Below are 17,734 nucleotides of genomic sequence, written 5' to 3'. Positions count from 1 at the left end.
GTACAACCCCAATTTATTTAAGATGATAATTTTTCTAATTGTGTTTTAAGAATACCAACTTGTGGACCAATAACGACTTGTAAATTATGTTCGTCTAATTTCACGACGCCAAGTGCACCACAATCCTTTAGAACTTTTTCATTAACAATATTCATATTATCTACAACAAGTCTTAATCTTGTAATGCAGTTATCTAGTGATTGAATGTTCTCTTTGCCACCTAAAGCAGTAAGGATTTTTAATGCTTGGGCATTTGTGCCTTTAACCACTGGTTCCTCACTTTGTTGATCATCAATTTTTTCTTCTCTACCAGGAGTTTTTAAATTAAATTTCAAAATTGCATATCTGAAAACTGAATAGTATACGGTAAACCAAATTGCTCCTACTACAGGTACAAGATACCACTTTGTTTTTACCCCTTGTAAAACACCAAAGATTATAAAATCTAATATTCCACCATCTGTGTTACCAATTGTTAAATGTAATAAAGCCATTACCATAAAACCTAGTCCCGTTAAAATAACGTGGATGAAATATAAAGGTGGGGAAACGAACAAGAATAAGAATTCGATTGGCTCAGTGATACCGGTTACAAAAGTTGCAATAACACCAGAGATTAATAGCCCCTTTATTTTATTACGATTTTCTGGACGGGCAGTATGATAAATCGCAAGCGCTACTGCTGGTAAACCAAACATGAATGTAGGCATTTTTCCTTGAGATAAGAAAGCTGTCGCTGATGGACTGATCGGAGCACCGGCTTTTAATTGTGCATAGAAAATATTTAGAGCTCCAGAAACCGTTTGACCGTTAACGACTTCAGTACCACCAGCTTCTGTGAAACGAATCATTGCAACTAAAATATGGTGAAGACCGAATGGCAGTAGTAAACGCTCACCGGCACCGAATAAAAATGGTCCGAAAACGCCAGATTTTTGAATTAAACTTCCGATTCCTGTAATGGCAATTGCGAAAATTGGCCAGATCATCGGAATGATAATCCCAACAACTGATAATGCAAGTGTGGTTATGATTGGAACAAAGCGGGCACCACCAAAAAATGCAAATGCATCTGGAAGTTTAATACTATAAAAGCGGTTATGTAATAAATAGACAATTATACCGGCGATGATTCCGCCTAATACGCCCATTTCAATTGTTTGAATGCCCATAACCATACCTTGACCAGCTTGGCGCATTTTATCTGCCGCTACTAATTGATTTGTTTCTGTTAAATAAAAATTAATTGATAAGTGCATAATGACGTAGCCAACAAATCCAGAGAAAGCAGCGACACCTTTTTCATATCGTACAAGTCCAAACGGAATTGCCATTGCAAATAAAACGGGTAAGTATGAAAATGCAAATCCACCAATAGTGGCCATAAAGCTAAAAATAACTTGGAGTACGGAGTTTCCTAAAAATGGGAATGTCTCAATAGTTGTCGGACTAGTAAATGAGCTTCCGATCCCTAATATAAGACCCATAAAGGCTAATAATGCTACAGGCACCATAAAGGTCTTACCTAGCCCTTGAAAAAATTCCCAAAGTTGTGATTTAACGGACTTCTTCTTTGCCATGTTTTTAGCTCCCTCGTTTTTTATTATGTATTAAGAATACCCACGGTAAAATTGTTTAACAACCATTTGAGGTGTTTATGTAAGCGTGTACATTTTTTGTATATTGCTTACTTTCAGTAGATTAATAAGTTCATAAATAAAAAGAGTCAGTAGTGGTCTGGTATAGACGACTTCTGTCTCTTTTTGAATAACTAACATATTTTCATTTCGTTTAAATAGGCAATAATAATGAAATCTAGTACCATACTTAATGGAAACCTTGAAGTCATATCGAGCTCACCAAAGTATGTGCTTGTAATATAAGCTTGAAGAGATAAGCTTACTTCTTTTTGTAAACGGTTTGAGTGGCTTCCAGTTATGGCGATCGTTTTAACGTTCCTATTCTTTAAAATGTGGGCAAATTCTAACATATGTAAAGTCTCCCCACTATATGAAACTAGTATGGCCAAATCATTTTCTGTTAAACTATTTGCAGCACTACGTAGCTCGTCCCAATCAGTTCTCGCATTACATAACTTTCCAGCAAACATCAGTTTCCTAGAAGCGTCGACACAAGCGGGGAGTGAGTTACCAACTCCGAATATTTCAACATGTGTACTTTTCTTTAGATAATTAGCAGCTAGCTTGATCTTTTCTTCATCAATATATTCCAATGTTTTTTCCATTTCTTCTTTCATTCTCTCAATATGCGTATTAAGTAGATAGGAGGTAGAGGAAACTGGACTTTGAACTTTATTTGTTTCCATTGAAAGAGTATATTTTAAATCTTGAAACCCACGAAAGCCTAATTGCTGGCATGTTCTACTAATTGTTGCTGTAGATACATAAAGCTCTTTTGATAATTCATCAAGATTCAGCTTCGTAATATAATCCGTATTTTGTAAAATATAATCCAATACTTGTTTTTCAAGCTGGCTAAGTTTTTCTCTATTTTGTGATAACCGTTTTAATAGTATTTGCATAAAATTTCACCTACTTTTAGAGAACTAAATATACCTTATTATATAGTAAATATTCTGAATGAAAAGAAATATAGATTGAGGAGTAAGATGAGAGATATCTCAAGTGAGGAAGTGTAGTAGAGACATGTAAAAAAAAGGAAATGAATCCTATTAATGAAGGGTTCATTTCCTTTTTTTTATTTATAAATTAAAATTCACCAGTACCGTGATTAAACATCCAATGAATGCCGAATTTATCTGTTAGGCTACCATAAGCCTTACTCCAAAATGTTTCTTGAAGTTCCATTTCTACCTTACCGCCATCACTTAATTTAGTAAAGACAGATCTAAGTTCTTCTAAATCCTCACTTAAAAAAGATAAATAAATATTATTACCTTGGTTAAAAGGGAAACCAGGGAAAGTATCAGAGAACATAACGTTGCTACCGCTAATGTTCAATCTAGTATGCATAACTAAATTTTTCGCTTCTTCAGGTAGTGGGTATTCTGGATTTGGGGGTGCTTCACCGAAAGTCATAATTTTTGGTGTTTCTGTGTTAAATACAGCCGCGTAGAATTCAACCGCTTCACGTGTATTACCATTAAAATTTAAATAAACATCGATTGGCATTTTTTTCACTCCTAATGTTATGTATTAAGACTTTAAAAGCCTACAAATCCATTCTATCCAAAAAAAGGTAATTTAACAAACTAAGATTTGAGAATTGTATGAAAAATTCTGATTCTTTTATGTGGAAAGATATAATTGTGGAATTTTTAATTAAGGTGGGAAATTGTATTAATCTCAGGGGTAATTAAAAACGCGAAAACAGTGAATAAAATCTAGGAATCGCAATTAAAAATGGATAACGGCAATTAAAATCGTGGAATCGCAATTAACAACGGGAAATGGCAATTAAATTCCTATAATCACAATTAAAAATGGGAAACAGCAATTAAAATAGTAGAACCAACTTCATTATTAAGCTAAAAAACAATTTTTACAAAAAAAAGTTTCATTTTAGATTAACTCACCAACACTGCCAATGTTCTGGGGGGAAAAGTAGAAATTTGTCGCAAAGATGGTAAAGACGGATTATTCTGACTACTACTAATACAATATTTTTACCTATTTAAAAAAGAATAGACCTCGATTGAAAATTATAAATTGCATCTTTTATTTAATATAATCAAATATAACCCTAAAATGTCTCAACCTATTAATGTGATTTTCCCGAGTTTATGAATTTTTTTCGAATTTCCTCGACTGAATATGTCAAAAACCCCTTTATTTCTACTTAAATTCTTTAAGTTTACTTCAAACTGAATAAGCCAAAAGTCCGGTTGAATAACCCATTATGATTATGGAGTTAACGTCATTAAAATTAATATAGTATCAAATTTATTAAAACAGCATTAGCAATTTATTCGATCAGTTTTGCTTGAATCTATTTTTATTTTAATAGATTCAGAACATTAAAGTTTACTGTAGAGGAGATTAGAGATGAAAAAGAGAAAAAGCTTTCCTTACAAAGTCCTTGCAACGACAACATTAGCTTCAATGTTATTTACATCAACTGGATTTGCTGAAGGAACAAATGAAAATCGGGTGCCAGCTCCAAGTTTAGATGAGATTGCAAAGCAGGGTCAAAAGATTTTTGCTGAAGAACAAAAACAAACTGGGGAAAAAGCTATAGACCCATTTGGCTATAAAGATTTAAATGATGCTCATGCTTATAAACCAAATGAAAAAGTTCGTGTAATCGTTGAGGTTGAACAACCAACAACTTCTGATGAATCTACTCAAACTAAAAAAGCACGCTTTAAAGAAAAGCAAGATCAAGTCATCTCAAAGATTTCAACAACAAGATCTGTACCAAAAATAAATCAACGCTTTTATGAAGGTTTTAATGGTTTTAGTTTGGAGACAGAATATCGTAACTTAAAAGAAATTCAACAAACACCAGGCGTAACGAATGTACATATTGCAAGAAAGTTCCAACCTACAATGGGAGCAAGTAAAGAATTAGTACAAGCTCAAAAAGTTTGGCAAAGTTACGGATATCAAGGTGAGGGATTGTTAGTAGCGGTAGTCGATACTGGAATTGACTATACGCATAAAGACATGACAATCACTGAAAAAGGAAAAGCAAAAGAAAAATGGAATCAAGAAAACATTAAAAGTAAACTAGCTGAAACAAGTGTAGGTGAAGTTTGGTATAGTGACAAAGTTCCAACTGGATATGACTGGGCGGATCATGATACAGACGTCATTCCACATGGTTCAGGAAATGAACATGGCATGCACGTATCAGGTACAATTGGTGCAAACGGTGATGATGCAAATGATGGGGTAGAAGGTATTGCTCCAGGCGTTCAGTTACTTGCAGAAAAGGTATTCTCTGATACAGCAAATGGGGCGTACGAAGACGACATCATTGCCGGGATTGAGCATGCGGTAACAATGGGAGCAGATGTCATTAATATGAGTTTAGGAACTGATTCAGGATTTGTTAGTGAAGTAGATGATCCGATTCAAAAAGTGATCCGTGAAGCGACTGAGCAAGGTACGCTTGTAGTTGTAGCGGGTGGAAACTCTGCTTATAGTACACAAAATAATTTGCTACAATCTTCTTTAAAACCATATGCCGAAAATCCGGATATTGGTACAGTTGGGGAACCAGGTGTAAGTCCTTTTGCGTTATCTGTGGCTTCATATGAAAATTCAAGTATCCATATGAGCACGTTAAAAGAAGAAAATGGATTGCAACTTCCATACCAAGATCAATCACAATATAACTTTAATCTATCAAAAGTATTATCACCGCTTGAATCTTATGAATTGGTTTATGTAGGAGAAGGTAAAACTGCCGATCTTAAAAATCTTCCTAATTTAACTGGTAAAATTGTAGTAGCCAAACCAAATGAAAGGTATGCTACCTACTCTTATATTCAATCAGAAGCGAAGAAGAAGAACGCAAAAGCGGTAATTCTTGTTCCGGCTGATAATGATAGTGACTATCCATTAGTTTATTGGAGTCCTTATTTTAATGTAGAAGCAGCTACAACAAGTAAAGCGATTGGCAATGCATTAATTTCTAAGTTGAAAAGTGGTTATGTTGTAAAAATGAAACCATCTAAAGGGGTATATGTAGATAACCCAGATAAGAATACGATGTCATATTTTTCTTCATATGGAGCACCTCATACATTAGACTTTAAACCTGAAATCTCTGCACCAGGAGGTAATATTTACTCTACTGTACCAGGGAATGGCTATGAGGTTATGAGCGGTACATCAATGGCATCTCCACATGTTGCTGGTGGTTCAGCATTAGTTTTACAGTCACTTTATGAAAAAGGATTAAAACATTCAGAGAGTACAGCTTTAAAAGCAAAAATTGCTTTAATGAACACTTCTAAACTAGTACAGGATCCTAGTACGAATAATGAGGTACCGTATTCTCCACGTATTCAAGGATCTGGTTTAATGCAAATTCAAAATGCAATTAAAACGCCAGTACTTGTGACAAGGGAGAAAACACCGCTTGAACAAGCTGGAGCAGTTGCACTAAAAGAAGTTAACAATAATATTCACTTCAAATTAAATGCAGAAGCTCTTCAAAATCTGAATGTAAAAGATTTGGAATATCAAGTATATGTAGATGTATTTACAGATGGCAGAGAAACAAAAGAATTTGATTTAGACAATGATGGAAAGTTAGATTCAAAAGAATATTTAACATTAAAAAGTGAGCGAATCCAAGGTGCTATGTCAACTGTAAATGGTGAAAAAGTAACAAGTACAGAAGGAAAGACATTAAAAATTAAACCTGGACAAGAAAAAAATCTTGATGTTCAGATTCAACTTCCATCAAGCTTAAAAGATGGTTCATTTGTTGAGGGATACGTACGTCTTGTTCCTTCTGGAAAAAATAGCGATTCAGCTGTACCGTTATCAGTTCCTTACATGGGGTATTACGGCAAATGGGATCAACCAAAAAATATTGATCCAGCAGCATATGAGAAAGATGCATTCTTAGGTTATACTACACTTTGGAATGATGAAATAGGAGCAGAAGGGGTATTCCCATTAGGGTATGATCCAAGAACAGGAAGATTTAATATGGATCGAATTGTCATGTCACCTAATACTCCATTGAAAGAAGTATACCCATCATTTACAGTGCTTCGTAACTTAGCTAAAACAGAAATGTATGTAGAAAATGATAAAGGTGAATTACTTCAATACTTAGGTGATTTTAGTGAATATACTGGTAAGCCATGGAAATTTCGTAAAAACATTATGTCTTATAGAGACTATTTGAATACTGGTTATGGTTGGGACTTAAAAGATCAAAATGGACAAGTAGTGAAGGATGGCGTTTATAACTATGTAATCAAAACAACTCTTGATTATAATGGTGCGAAGCCACAAATCGTAAAACTTCCATTACATGTTGACTCAGTTGCTCCAGTTGTTTCGGATATAAAAGTAACACCTAAAGATGGTCAATACGAAATCTCGTTCAAAGCGGATGATGCTGGAAGTGGCTTTAATGGTGCAATCGTTTGGTATAACGGCAAATATAAGCCATTAGCTCAAGGTGAAACATCTACTCTAGTTAAAGAAGAACCAAAGAGTGTTGTAGTATTAGGAGCAGACTATGCACTAAACCAAAGTTATACAGTTTGGGGAGATCCTTCTTATATTAACGAGGGGATGCTTGTTAGTTACTTCAGTGTATATCCAAATAAAAATGTAAATGCAAAAACGCCAGCTGGAATCAATGCCTTTGCAAATAATAATGTAAATTGGAAAATTTATGTTAAAGATGCTAATGGTAATGTAGTTGATTCAATGGATATACAAGATAAAAATGAAATCCATTTAAAATGGACTCCAGAAGCAAATGTTCCAAATGGTACGTATACAATCTCTGCTGATGTATCTAGTAAAGATGGATTCAAAGTTTCAGTAAAACCACAAACAGTTACAGTACAACAATAAATAATCGAAAACAAAAAGTGTAGGGAATATTTTTTCCTACACTTTTATTTTTAACAAATTTATTAATGTAGAAAGAACTAAAAAAACAACTTTAATTTGGTTATTAATATGATTTTCTAAACAATTGGTTCATAATAGAGAATAATAGTATTTTGTATGTTTTTAGCAGAAAGGTGTTTAGTAAATGAAACATTTAACAATCTTATCAAAAATTGAAAATTATATGGATCGATTTACGCAAGCCGAAAAGAAAATCGCTGTATATATAATGGAGCATGCTGAAATTGTCCCCAACCTAACGACTAAAGATATTTCGAACAATACTGGAGCTAGTGAAGCAAGTGTTGTTAGGTTTTGTAAAACAATAGGAATCGGTAGTTTTAAAGCCTTTAAAATAGCATTAGTTCGTGATTTGACTGTAGCTGAAATGAATATTAATGATTTTTCTGTAATGGATAAGAAAGATACACCGTATGATTTATTTAATAAAGTAACTTATGTAAATAAAGCCGCTATTGAAGCTACGGTATCAACTCTAGATAAAAGAGAATTAGAAAAAGCAACTGATGAAATTGTAAAAGCAAAGAAGATTATATTTTATGGAGTAGGCGGTTCTGCTGTATCCGCTATGGACGGAGCATATAAATTTGGGAAAATTGGCTACCATGCCATCATGTCTCCTGACTTCCATATGGTAATCACTTTAGTAGGTCATATGGAAGAAGGCGATATTTTTGTTGCCGTTTCAAATTCAGGGAAAACAAAAGATGTATTAGAGCTTGCTCGTTTTGCTAAGAAAAAGGGAGCAACGATCATTGCGATTACTAAGCTTGGCAAGTCTCCGTTATTTAAGGAAGCTGATATCAAGCTATGCACACCTGACATGGAACAAGATATTCGAATAGGAAGTATAGCTTCTAAAATGTCACAACAAAATATAATCGATTCATTATATGTTATATGCTTTAACCGAATTGGTAACAAAGTATCTAGTAAACTTCATGAGTATAGTGAAGAAGCAGGTAAACTAAGAAGGTAATCAAAATTAAATAACTAGTCAAGGAAGATGAGCGAAGGTAAGTTTATTGCTTATCTTCTTTTTTTAGTTAAGATGAGGAAAAAAATGTCAAAATTTGAAGAGGAAAATTTATATACCTAGTTACAATTACATGTATTACATTATTAAATTTATTTTTAATGTTATTTTAATAATTCTAAAGTTCTAATTTTGAAAATTAGATTAAAAGAATAATATAAGACTAAAGAACGTAATGTCAAAAAAGCAAGTTATAAAAACTGACGAAATTCGTCAGTTTTCTATGGTGTAATGTGATTTTTTTGTAAAAATTATGTGAAATTTGTTAGTATTTGATGAAAAATACCCTCTGTGATTTAAAGAATTTTTAGAATATTATTAAAATGTACTTTGAAAATTATTAAGGGGGGCTTATTTTGAACAAGTTTGTAGTAACTAGTTTTGCATCAGTAATGGTTGCCGGAACTTTATTTTCTGGAATTCCATTAAAAACAGCATCATCTGAAAGCTTAAGTAAAGTACATAGTGCATTAGCTAAGCATTCAAAAAGTACTTTAGATTTATCGTTAGTTAATGACGAAAAGTTATTAGATGCATTAATTAAACGTGGTGTGGTTTCTGCTAATGCTTCAGAAGCACAGAAACAAGCTGCATTACAAAGTTATTTAGCGGTTAAAGGTCAATCGGATCAAGTAACAGAAAAAGATCCAATTGCAAGCAAAGTAAAAAAAGCAGATGCTGCTAAACACGGAGAATTTAAAGACTTCAATAATGGCCTATTACACGGAAACGGTAAGAAAAATGGTCAATTAAAAGGTACTCCTGATCCAGTTCAAGAGTCAGCTTCACCAGGAATTCAAAAGAAGGGTAAACTTCTAACATTAATGGTAGAGTTTTCTGACTTTCCTCATAACAATATTAAGAAGAATGAAACAGACAACTGGTACCCAGATTTTACTCAACAACATTATGAAGATATGATTTTTGGTAAAAATGGTGTGAAAGGTCCAAACGGAGAAACTTTCCTTTCACAAAAACAATATTATGAACAACAATCTGGTGGAACTTATACAGTTGATGGTAAAGCATATGGCTGGTTAAAAGTACCAGGAACTGCAGCATATTACGGAAGAGATTCTAAAACTGGACATGATAACGTAACACCAGGTGGATCAAAACAATTAGTAATTGATGCTTATGCTGCTGCAAAAGCTGCAGGAGTTCCTTTACAAGATTACGATTTAGAAGATCCACATGATTTAGATGGAGACGGTAACTACTGGGAGCCAGATGGTTTAGTTGATCACCTTCAAATCATCCACTCAGGTATGGGACAAGAAGCTGGCGGTGGATCACTAGGAGACAACGCAATTTGGTCTCATCGTTCTGCTAAATTCGTTGACCCAGATGGTCTTGGAAAAGGTTTACCTGGTTTCTATGACTACACAATGATGCCAGAAGATGGTGCAACAGGCGTATTTGCACACGAATATGGACATGATTTAGGTTTACCAGATGAGTACGATACAATTTACTCTGGTGCTGGTGAAGCAGTTGAATATTGGTCAATCATGTCAGCTGGTTCTTGGGCAGGAACAATCCCTGGAACAGAGCCAACAGGTTTCTCTCCATGGGCAAAATCATATTTCCAATCAACTTTAGGTGGAAAATGGACTAACCCAACTGTTGTAAACTGGGATGATGTATCTACAAAAGGTACGCAATTCTTATTAGATCAAGCAAATTCACCACTTGGTCAAAACAACCAAGCTATTCAAGTGAATTTACCGAAAAAAGTAACAGCTATTAATAAACCAGCTGCTGGCACTTATGAGTATTGGGGTGGACAAGCAGACGAAATGGATAACAGCATGGTTACTTCTGTAGATTTAACAGGAAAAGCTTCAGCAACATTAACGTTTGACGCTTGGTACGATATGGAAGAACAATGGGATTTCGCATTTGTTCAAGTTTCAACTGATAATGGTGCAACTTGGAAATCATTAGGTAACAGCCACACTAGAAGTGATGTTGTAGCTGAAGGATATCCAACAATCTTAAATTCAATGCCTGGTTTCACTGGGAAATCAAATGGTTGGGAAGCACAAAGCTTTGATTTATCAGCATATAAAGGCCAAAAAATTCAGCTTCGCTTACGTTCTGCAACTGACTGGGGTACTTCAAATGTTGGTTTCTTTGCAGACAATATTAAAGTAGTAGCAGATGGCGCTACAATTGTTGATGATGGTGCTGAAAATGCAACTTCTCCATTTACATTAAAAGGATTTTCAAAATTCGATGGAAATAAATATGCAAATCATTACTACTTATTAGAGTGGCGTAATCATAAAGGTGCTGACGAAGGTTTAGCTCATATTAAACGCGGAAACTCTCTATTAAGCTACGACGGTGGTTTAGTAGTATGGTATGTTGATGATAGCTTTACAGAAAACTGGACAGGTATTCATCCAGGTGATGGTTTCTTAGGTGTTGTTGATGCTCACGATGATACTAATTTATTATGGAACTATGGCGCTGAAGCTAGTGCTCGTTTCCATGTAGCGGATGCAGCATTCGGATTAAATCCAACATCAGGTTATAACATTGCATATTCAACAGGGGAAGAATTGAAATCTCCAAGTCAAGAAGGTATCTCATTATTTAATGATAGCAAAGACTACAATAACGAATTCTTACCAGATGCTGGTCGTAACATCGGACACTTTGGTTTAAAAGTTCGTGTTAATGGTCAATCTACTGACAAGTCAGTTGGATCAATTGTAGTTTATAAATAATAATGAACTTAGAAAGGCAACTTAATGTTGTCTTTCTTTTTTTGTTTTTAAGTGATTAATAGGAAAACACTAGATAAACTAAGAATATACTACTTTATCATGAAATTGAATTTCATGCATTATGTTGATTATATTGACTTTTTATTTCGAAAGTTTAAAATGATAACCAAATAGTATAAATCTAATAGTAGGAAGAAGGAAAGAGACTATGCTAGGTATATCAATCTATTTATCTGAAAAAAATATTGAGAAAACTAAAAAATATATTGAAGTAGCAAAGCAAAATGGATTTCAATCAATTTTTACATCGTTACACATACCAGAAGATGACCCTTCAACCTATAAATCACTTCTTAAACTACTTGGTACATGGGCAATAGAAAATGAAATGGAGCTTATGGCAGATATTTCAGCAAAATCACTTACACATTTAGGGTTAGATTACTCATCCGTTAGCGAATTACAAAATTGGGGAGTTACTGGATTACGAGTAGATTACGGATTACATGAAAAACAAATAGCAGACCTTTCTAAAAAAATGAAGATTGCACTTAATGCTAGTACACTTAAGCCTGTATTTTTAGACGAATTGCTTAAATATGGATTACAAACTAAAAATGTAGAAGCTTGGCATAATTTCTATCCTCGTCCAGAAACCGGATTAGCAACAACTTATTTAATTGAAAAAAATAAATGGTTAAAAAGTTATGGAATTTCAACAATGGCATTTATTCCTGGGAACGATGAAATGAGAGGACCACTTTTTAAAGGACTACCAACATTAGAAAAACATCGTGGAATTAACCCTCTGCTAGCTTACCTAGACCTGACTCAAAACTGTGACATTGATAAAGTTTTAGTTGGTGATATTAGTATAAAAATAGAAACGATGGAGGCTCTTTCAAAAGCGGAGGACTATATGGAATTAAGATATAAACCATATTCACAAGAAGAAGAAATCCTTACTATTGTAGAGCAAGTTCATACGAATCGAGAAGATCCTGCTCGCGATTGTCTTCGATCTATGGAGTCTAGACTATATGGAAGCTTTGGTAAGAATAGTTTAAAGCCAGTAAATACAATTACTCGCCCAGTTGGATCTGTGACAATTGATAATGAATTATATGGCAGATATGGAGGAGAGCTACAAATTATGCTTACTAATCTACCAAGCGATGAGAAAGTAAATGTAATAGGAATGATTATTGAAGACGATCTATCATTATTACAATATATTGGAGCGGGTAAGAAATTTAAGTTAAAGCGTGTTTAAATAACACGCTTTTTTTGTAAAGTTAGACTGAACTATTTAGAAACGATATGATAAAGATACTTACAAAATATTAGTTCGAATGGTCGTGGAAAAATGGACGATAAGTATTATGATAACCTACTGAATATAAAAACAGAGGGAGAGCAAAAAGGATTTAACGAATCTCTTCATTATCATCGATATGAGCCAACACCTTATAGCGCTTTACAACAATTATTTAAGCAATACATACTTTCAAGCGATGATCGAATAGTTGATTTCGGATGCGGTAAAGGAAGATTAAATTTCTATATAAATAGCTTATTTAATGCCACTGTTGTTGGAATTGAAATGAATGAAAAATATTATAATGAAGCTGTTGAAAATAAAAAGAATTACATAAAAAAAACAAAGACGAGTGAAGACAAAATCCTGTTTTATTGCTGCTTGGCTGAAGATTATCAAATTAATCCATTAGATAATTGTTTCTATTTTTTTAATCCATTTTCAATCCAAATTTTTATGAATATCGTAAATAACATTTTAATTTCAGTTGAGCAATCAAAGAGAAATGTTGAAATCATTTTGTATTATAGTTCTGATGATTATATTTATTTTTTAGAAAACCAGACTGCCTTTGAATTAAAACAAGAGATCCTATTAGCAGATGCTTATATGAAAAATCAAAATGAAAGATTTTTAGTCTATCGCTTAACTTACTAATTTTATAAGATTCAAGGATTTATTGGTCGTAATGGAGAATTTTTTAAGTGGGATAACAGTAAATTAAATAGTCGAAAGGAAGAGTTCAATTTGAATAACATTAATCCTTTTATAGAATCATTTAAAAATACAAACCAACAATTAGCGGGTAATGGATTTAGAAATATCAAAGTACTAAAGGATGCACTAAACGAATTCAATGGTAGTGAAGAAAGCGACCTTTATGGAGCAGGGAATTTTATTGAAGATTTTCAAAAAAAAATGGCAAAGTTTTTAGGTAAGGAATCAGCAGTGTTTTTTCCGAGCGGTACGATGGCTCAGCAAATCGCATTAAGAATTTGGTGTGATCAAAAAGGAATCAATAAAGTTGCTTATCATCCTTTATCACATTTAGAAATTCATGAAGAAGATGGTTTGAAAAAACTACATAATATACAGCCTATTTTACTAGCAGATAAAAGTCGTGTTATTGAGTTAGAGGATGTTTTAGCAATGGATGAGGAAATCTCTTGTTTATTACTAGAATTACCACAACGAGAAATTGGTGGACAACTACCATCATATGATTCACTAGAATCAATTTCTTCATATTGCCGTGAAAAGGGAATTAAATTGCATTTAGATGGTGCTAGATTAATGGAAATTCTCCCATACTATAAGAAGACAGCTTCTGAATTATGTAGCTTATTTGATAGTGTATATATGTCATTTTATAAAGGTATTGGGGGAGTAGCGGGAGCAATTCTTGCTGGTGAAAGAGATTTTATCGACGAATCAAAAGTTTGGAAAAGAAGACATGGAGGCGATTTAATTAGTCTTTATCCTTACATAATAAGTGCAAATTATTATTTTGATCAAAGAGCAAATAAGATGGGGCAATACTATGAAGATGCAGTAGAGTTAGCCAAATTTTTTAATAGTTGCCAAGCAATCAATACTGTCCCAGCTATACCTGTTTCTAATATGTTTCATGTTCATTTTAATGCTCCGATCGAAAAGGTTAAATACATACTTCAATCTATTCATGAAGAAACAAAAATTGGTATTACCGGTAACTTAAGACCAGTTAATGAGGAAGTTTGTTATTGCGAGATTAGTATTGGAGATTTATATTCAACAATCTCTAAAGAGGATCTTCACAGTATTTTTAACAAATTAAACGAAGAAATGAAATCACTATAAACCAAAATTGTTTAAGCAATGAATTTTTAATATAAATGAAAAAGGAAGTTGACTTAAATGCAAAAAATTACAACGTTTTTAATGTTTGAAGGACAAGCAGAAGAAGCAATGAATTTTTATATGTCTCTATTTAACGATTCAGAGATTGTGAATATTACGCGTTATGGAGCAGATATGGGTGAATTTGAAGGGAAAGTAATACATGCTACTTTCACATTAAACGGCCAACAATTTATGTGCATTGATAGTACCGTTAAGCATCAATTTACGTTTACACCAGCTGTTTCATTATATGTGACTTGTGAAACAAATCAAGAAATTGAAAATGCATACAAACAATTAAGTCAAGATGGTGAAGTATTAATGCCTTTGCAATCATATCCATTCAGTGAAAAATTTGTATGGGTGAATGATAAATATGGTGTATCTTGGCAATTAACTCTCGCAAAAAATTAATAAAGAACTGTAAGAAAAAATCGTGTTGGAAACAGTGACACGATTTTTTTTTTATTGTCGGTAATCCTATTTTTAATAAATCTTCCACTATTTTTAAAATATCAAGTTTAAAATACGAGGATTTATTGCAAACTTTTACTATATGAATTTTTATAAAGGTGAGAATTTAACTATATGAATGAAGTAAATATGATTACTGAAAAAGAATTTGACGAGCAATTAATTAATAAATATGCAAGTTTAATGGCATTAGGTAATGGTTACATAGGTTTGAGATCTTGTCATGAAGAAGACTACGAAGGACAAATTAGGGGGATGTACGTAGCAGGTATCTATAATCAGTTATCTCCAAGTCAAACGACAAAGATTGTGAATCTTCCAGATCTAATTGGAATGGAAATTGAAATAAATGGTGATATTTTTTCGAATGCAACTGGTCAATTTACATTTTATGATCGAAAATTAAATATGCTGACCGGTGAATTAATAAGAGAGGTAATTTGGCAGAATAAAGACGGAAATCGATTCCACTTTTTGTTTCAGCGTTTTGTTTCAAAGGATGATTTACATTTACTCGCTTCAAAAATTACTGTCACAGCTTTAGATTGTAATGCCAAGATTAAAATAAAAACAGGTATTAATGCGGAGTGTGTTAGTCAACAAAAGAATGAACTTACAGAAGAATTAGTAAGAATAATGGATAATAGAATTATGCATGGTGTTTATCAAACTACTGAGACTAAACAGAAAATTGCAATTGCAACATGCTGTGTAACACCTGATGAGAGTGAAGTTTCATATTTTACGTTAAATAATCAACTTCTAGCCTCAATTACACAAGAGCTCGTAGTTGATCGAACGGTTGAGTTTTCAAAAATTAGCTCAGTTTATACCTCTAATGATATGTTACGGGAAGAACCTTCTGCAGCTAGTGTTAATACTGTACAGAAATTTTTATCAGAGGGTTATGATAATTTGAGAAATAGTACGACAATCAAATGGCAGGATTTTTGGAAGAAAAAAAGAGTAGTCATAACTTCGAAGGATCAAGCCGATCAGTTAGCTCTAGATTTTTCTTTGTATCACATTGAAGCGATGACCCCTGGGCATGATGATCGATTGAGTATTGGTGCAAGGGGATTAACTGGTGAGGGCAATAATGGTTTAATATTTTGGGATACAGAGATGTTTATTACACCGGTTCACTTATTTACTGAACCAGAGATTGCTAAAAGATTACTAAGATATCGCTATCATCATATTAAAGAAGCAAAAGTAAATGCATACCAATCAGGTTATGAGGGGACTTTATTTCCTTGGGCAAGTGCTTTTTCCGGAAAAGAAGAAACACAGAAAGGATCAGAGAATAATACAATACCCGAGATCAATCAAACCTCAAATTTAGCAAAATCAAGTGAACATATTGTAGCTGACATTGCATTTGCAGTCGTACAATACTATGAAAATACGCTAGATGAAAGCTTTATGGCCAATGATGGACTTGAACTTCTCAAAGAAACTGCGCGCTTTTGGGTGAGTAGGACAACCGATACAAATGGCGAATTAATCATTAAAAATGTCATCGGTCCAGACGAATATACAGATCAAGTCGATAATAATGCTTATACCAATTACATGGCTTTTTATAATGTGCAGAATGCGTTAAATTATATGGGAAAATACAATGATCCTGATGCAGAATTAAAGCAAAAGTGTACTGATTTTTTAAAACGATTATATTTACCAATTCAGAATGATGAAAATGTCATCCCGCAAGATGATACATTTTTAAGTAAACCCGAGATTGACTTAACGGAATATAGACAATCCATTGCAAGTCGGGAAATTCTATTAGATTATTCTCTACAAGAACTTTATGAACTACAAGTTTTAAAACAAGCTGATGTTGTAATGTTGCTTTATCTTTTCCCAGATTTGTTCTCAACGGAAATCGCTAAAAAGAATTTAGAATACTACGAGGAGCGTACTGTTCATGATTCTCCAATAAGCAAAGCAATTCATGCAATTGTTGCTGCAAGATGTGACTATCAAGAAGAGTCTTACCAATTATTTCAAGAAGGATGTTTAATCGATTTAGGACCGAATCCAAAATCATCAAATGATGGAATTCATGCTGCGCCTATGGGAGCAAATTGGCTAGTAGCAATCTTTGGCTTTGCAAATATCTCCATGGACATCAATCGTTTAAAAATTGATCCAAAATTACCTCCAAATTGGGATAAGATGATTTTTCCTTTCCTATGGCAAGGATCAAGACTTGAAGTAACAATTTCCAAAAAATCGATAACAGTCACAAAGGAATATGGTCCACCAGTATCATTAGAAATTAATGGTGAAACATATAATTTAACAGAAAAGATAAAGGTTTCTCTTTAAGAAACGAAATATGCTGCAGTTAATATTGAAAAGTTCGAGCATTAAGCGAACTTTATTCAAAAAGTTCTTATTTTCTTTGCAAAGTAGTAGTTTTTGTGGAATTTATTGAGAACATAATGATCTTGTTGATTAGATTGATTGAACCATCTTTCAAAAAACAAAATTTAAGCTAAATATTTTTAGAAAACAAGTTCGAATGATAGTTTATAATTTGATGTTCGATCTTAATTGATCTACGAAATAATTAATAAATTGGTTATTTTACTCTAAGTAAAAGTTATTAGATTAGGTTTTTATAGCAAACTTTTTTTGATGAATTAGTTGATTGGAATGGAGGGATGCTCGACTCCTATGGGATAAG

General features: G+C 33.2%; 11 protein-coding genes. 8 read left to right on the top strand and 3 right to left on the bottom strand.

Going from position 1 to position 17,734, the window contains the following annotated elements:
• Positions 1-17: 17 nt before the first annotated feature.
• The 3 genes from malX to COI44_RS11170 all read right to left on the bottom strand — a co-directional run bounded on the left by malX (position 18) and on the right by COI44_RS11170 (position 3,152).
• Entirely contained in the window at positions 18-1,580 is a 1,563-nt protein-coding gene (malX, locus tag COI44_RS11180; protein WP_098428018.1) for a maltose/glucose-specific PTS transporter subunit IIBC, read from the bottom strand.
• 191 nt (positions 1,581-1,771) lie between these two features.
• Positions 1,772-2,542, bottom strand: a complete 771-nt coding sequence (locus tag COI44_RS11175; protein WP_098428017.1) for a MurR/RpiR family transcriptional regulator — start codon at positions 2,540-2,542, stop codon at positions 1,772-1,774.
• A gap of 187 nt (positions 2,543-2,729) precedes the next feature.
• Positions 2,730-3,152 (bottom strand): VOC family protein, encoded by a 423-nt coding sequence (locus COI44_RS11170; protein ID WP_098428016.1) that lies wholly within the window; start codon positions 3,150-3,152, stop codon positions 2,730-2,732.
• Between the two features lie 873 nt (positions 3,153-4,025).
• Here COI44_RS11170 and COI44_RS11165 point away from each other — a divergent pair.
• The 8 genes from COI44_RS11165 to COI44_RS11130 all read left to right on the top strand — a co-directional run bounded on the left by COI44_RS11165 (position 4,026) and on the right by COI44_RS11130 (position 17,373).
• A complete protein-coding gene (locus COI44_RS11165) occupies positions 4,026-7,532 on the top strand; it encodes a S8 family serine peptidase (protein WP_098428015.1) in 3,507 nt (1,168 codons plus the stop codon).
• 184 nt (positions 7,533-7,716) lie between these two features.
• Positions 7,717-8,571, top strand: coding sequence for a MurR/RpiR family transcriptional regulator (locus COI44_RS11160; protein ID WP_098428014.1), 855 nt, complete (start codon positions 7,717-7,719; stop codon positions 8,569-8,571).
• 413 nt (positions 8,572-8,984) lie between these two features.
• The gene (locus COI44_RS11155) at positions 8,985-11,363 is read left to right on the top strand and encodes an immune inhibitor A domain-containing protein (protein ID WP_098428013.1); all 2,379 of its coding nucleotides are present in this window, start codon (positions 8,985-8,987) and stop codon (positions 11,361-11,363) included.
• A gap of 208 nt (positions 11,364-11,571) precedes the next feature.
• Positions 11,572-12,636, top strand: a complete 1,065-nt coding sequence (locus COI44_RS11150) for a DUF871 domain-containing protein (RefSeq protein WP_098428012.1) — start codon at positions 11,572-11,574, stop codon at positions 12,634-12,636.
• A gap of 93 nt (positions 12,637-12,729) precedes the next feature.
• Positions 12,730-13,338 carry a methyltransferase gene (locus COI44_RS11145; RefSeq protein WP_098428011.1) on the top strand — a complete coding sequence of 203 codons (609 nt, stop codon included), beginning with the start codon at positions 12,730-12,732 and terminating at the stop codon, positions 13,336-13,338.
• Between the two features lie 90 nt (positions 13,339-13,428).
• Positions 13,429-14,520, top strand: a complete 1,092-nt coding sequence (locus tag COI44_RS11140; RefSeq protein ID WP_098428010.1) for a threonine aldolase family protein — start codon at positions 13,429-13,431, stop codon at positions 14,518-14,520.
• Between the two features lie 57 nt (positions 14,521-14,577).
• Entirely contained in the window at positions 14,578-14,976 is a 399-nt protein-coding gene (locus COI44_RS11135; RefSeq protein WP_098428009.1) for a VOC family protein, read from the top strand.
• A 174-nt stretch (positions 14,977-15,150) separates the two neighbouring features.
• Positions 15,151-17,373, top strand: a complete 2,223-nt coding sequence (locus COI44_RS11130; protein WP_098428008.1) for a glycoside hydrolase family 65 protein — start codon at positions 15,151-15,153, stop codon at positions 17,371-17,373.
• Positions 17,374-17,734 lie beyond the last annotated feature (361 nt).

This window comes from Bacillus sp. AFS088145 (assembly GCF_002564465.1).
GTDB lineage: Bacteria > Bacillota > Bacilli > Bacillales > Bacillaceae_G > Gottfriedia.
This window is presented reverse-complemented; position numbering and strand designations above follow the sequence as displayed.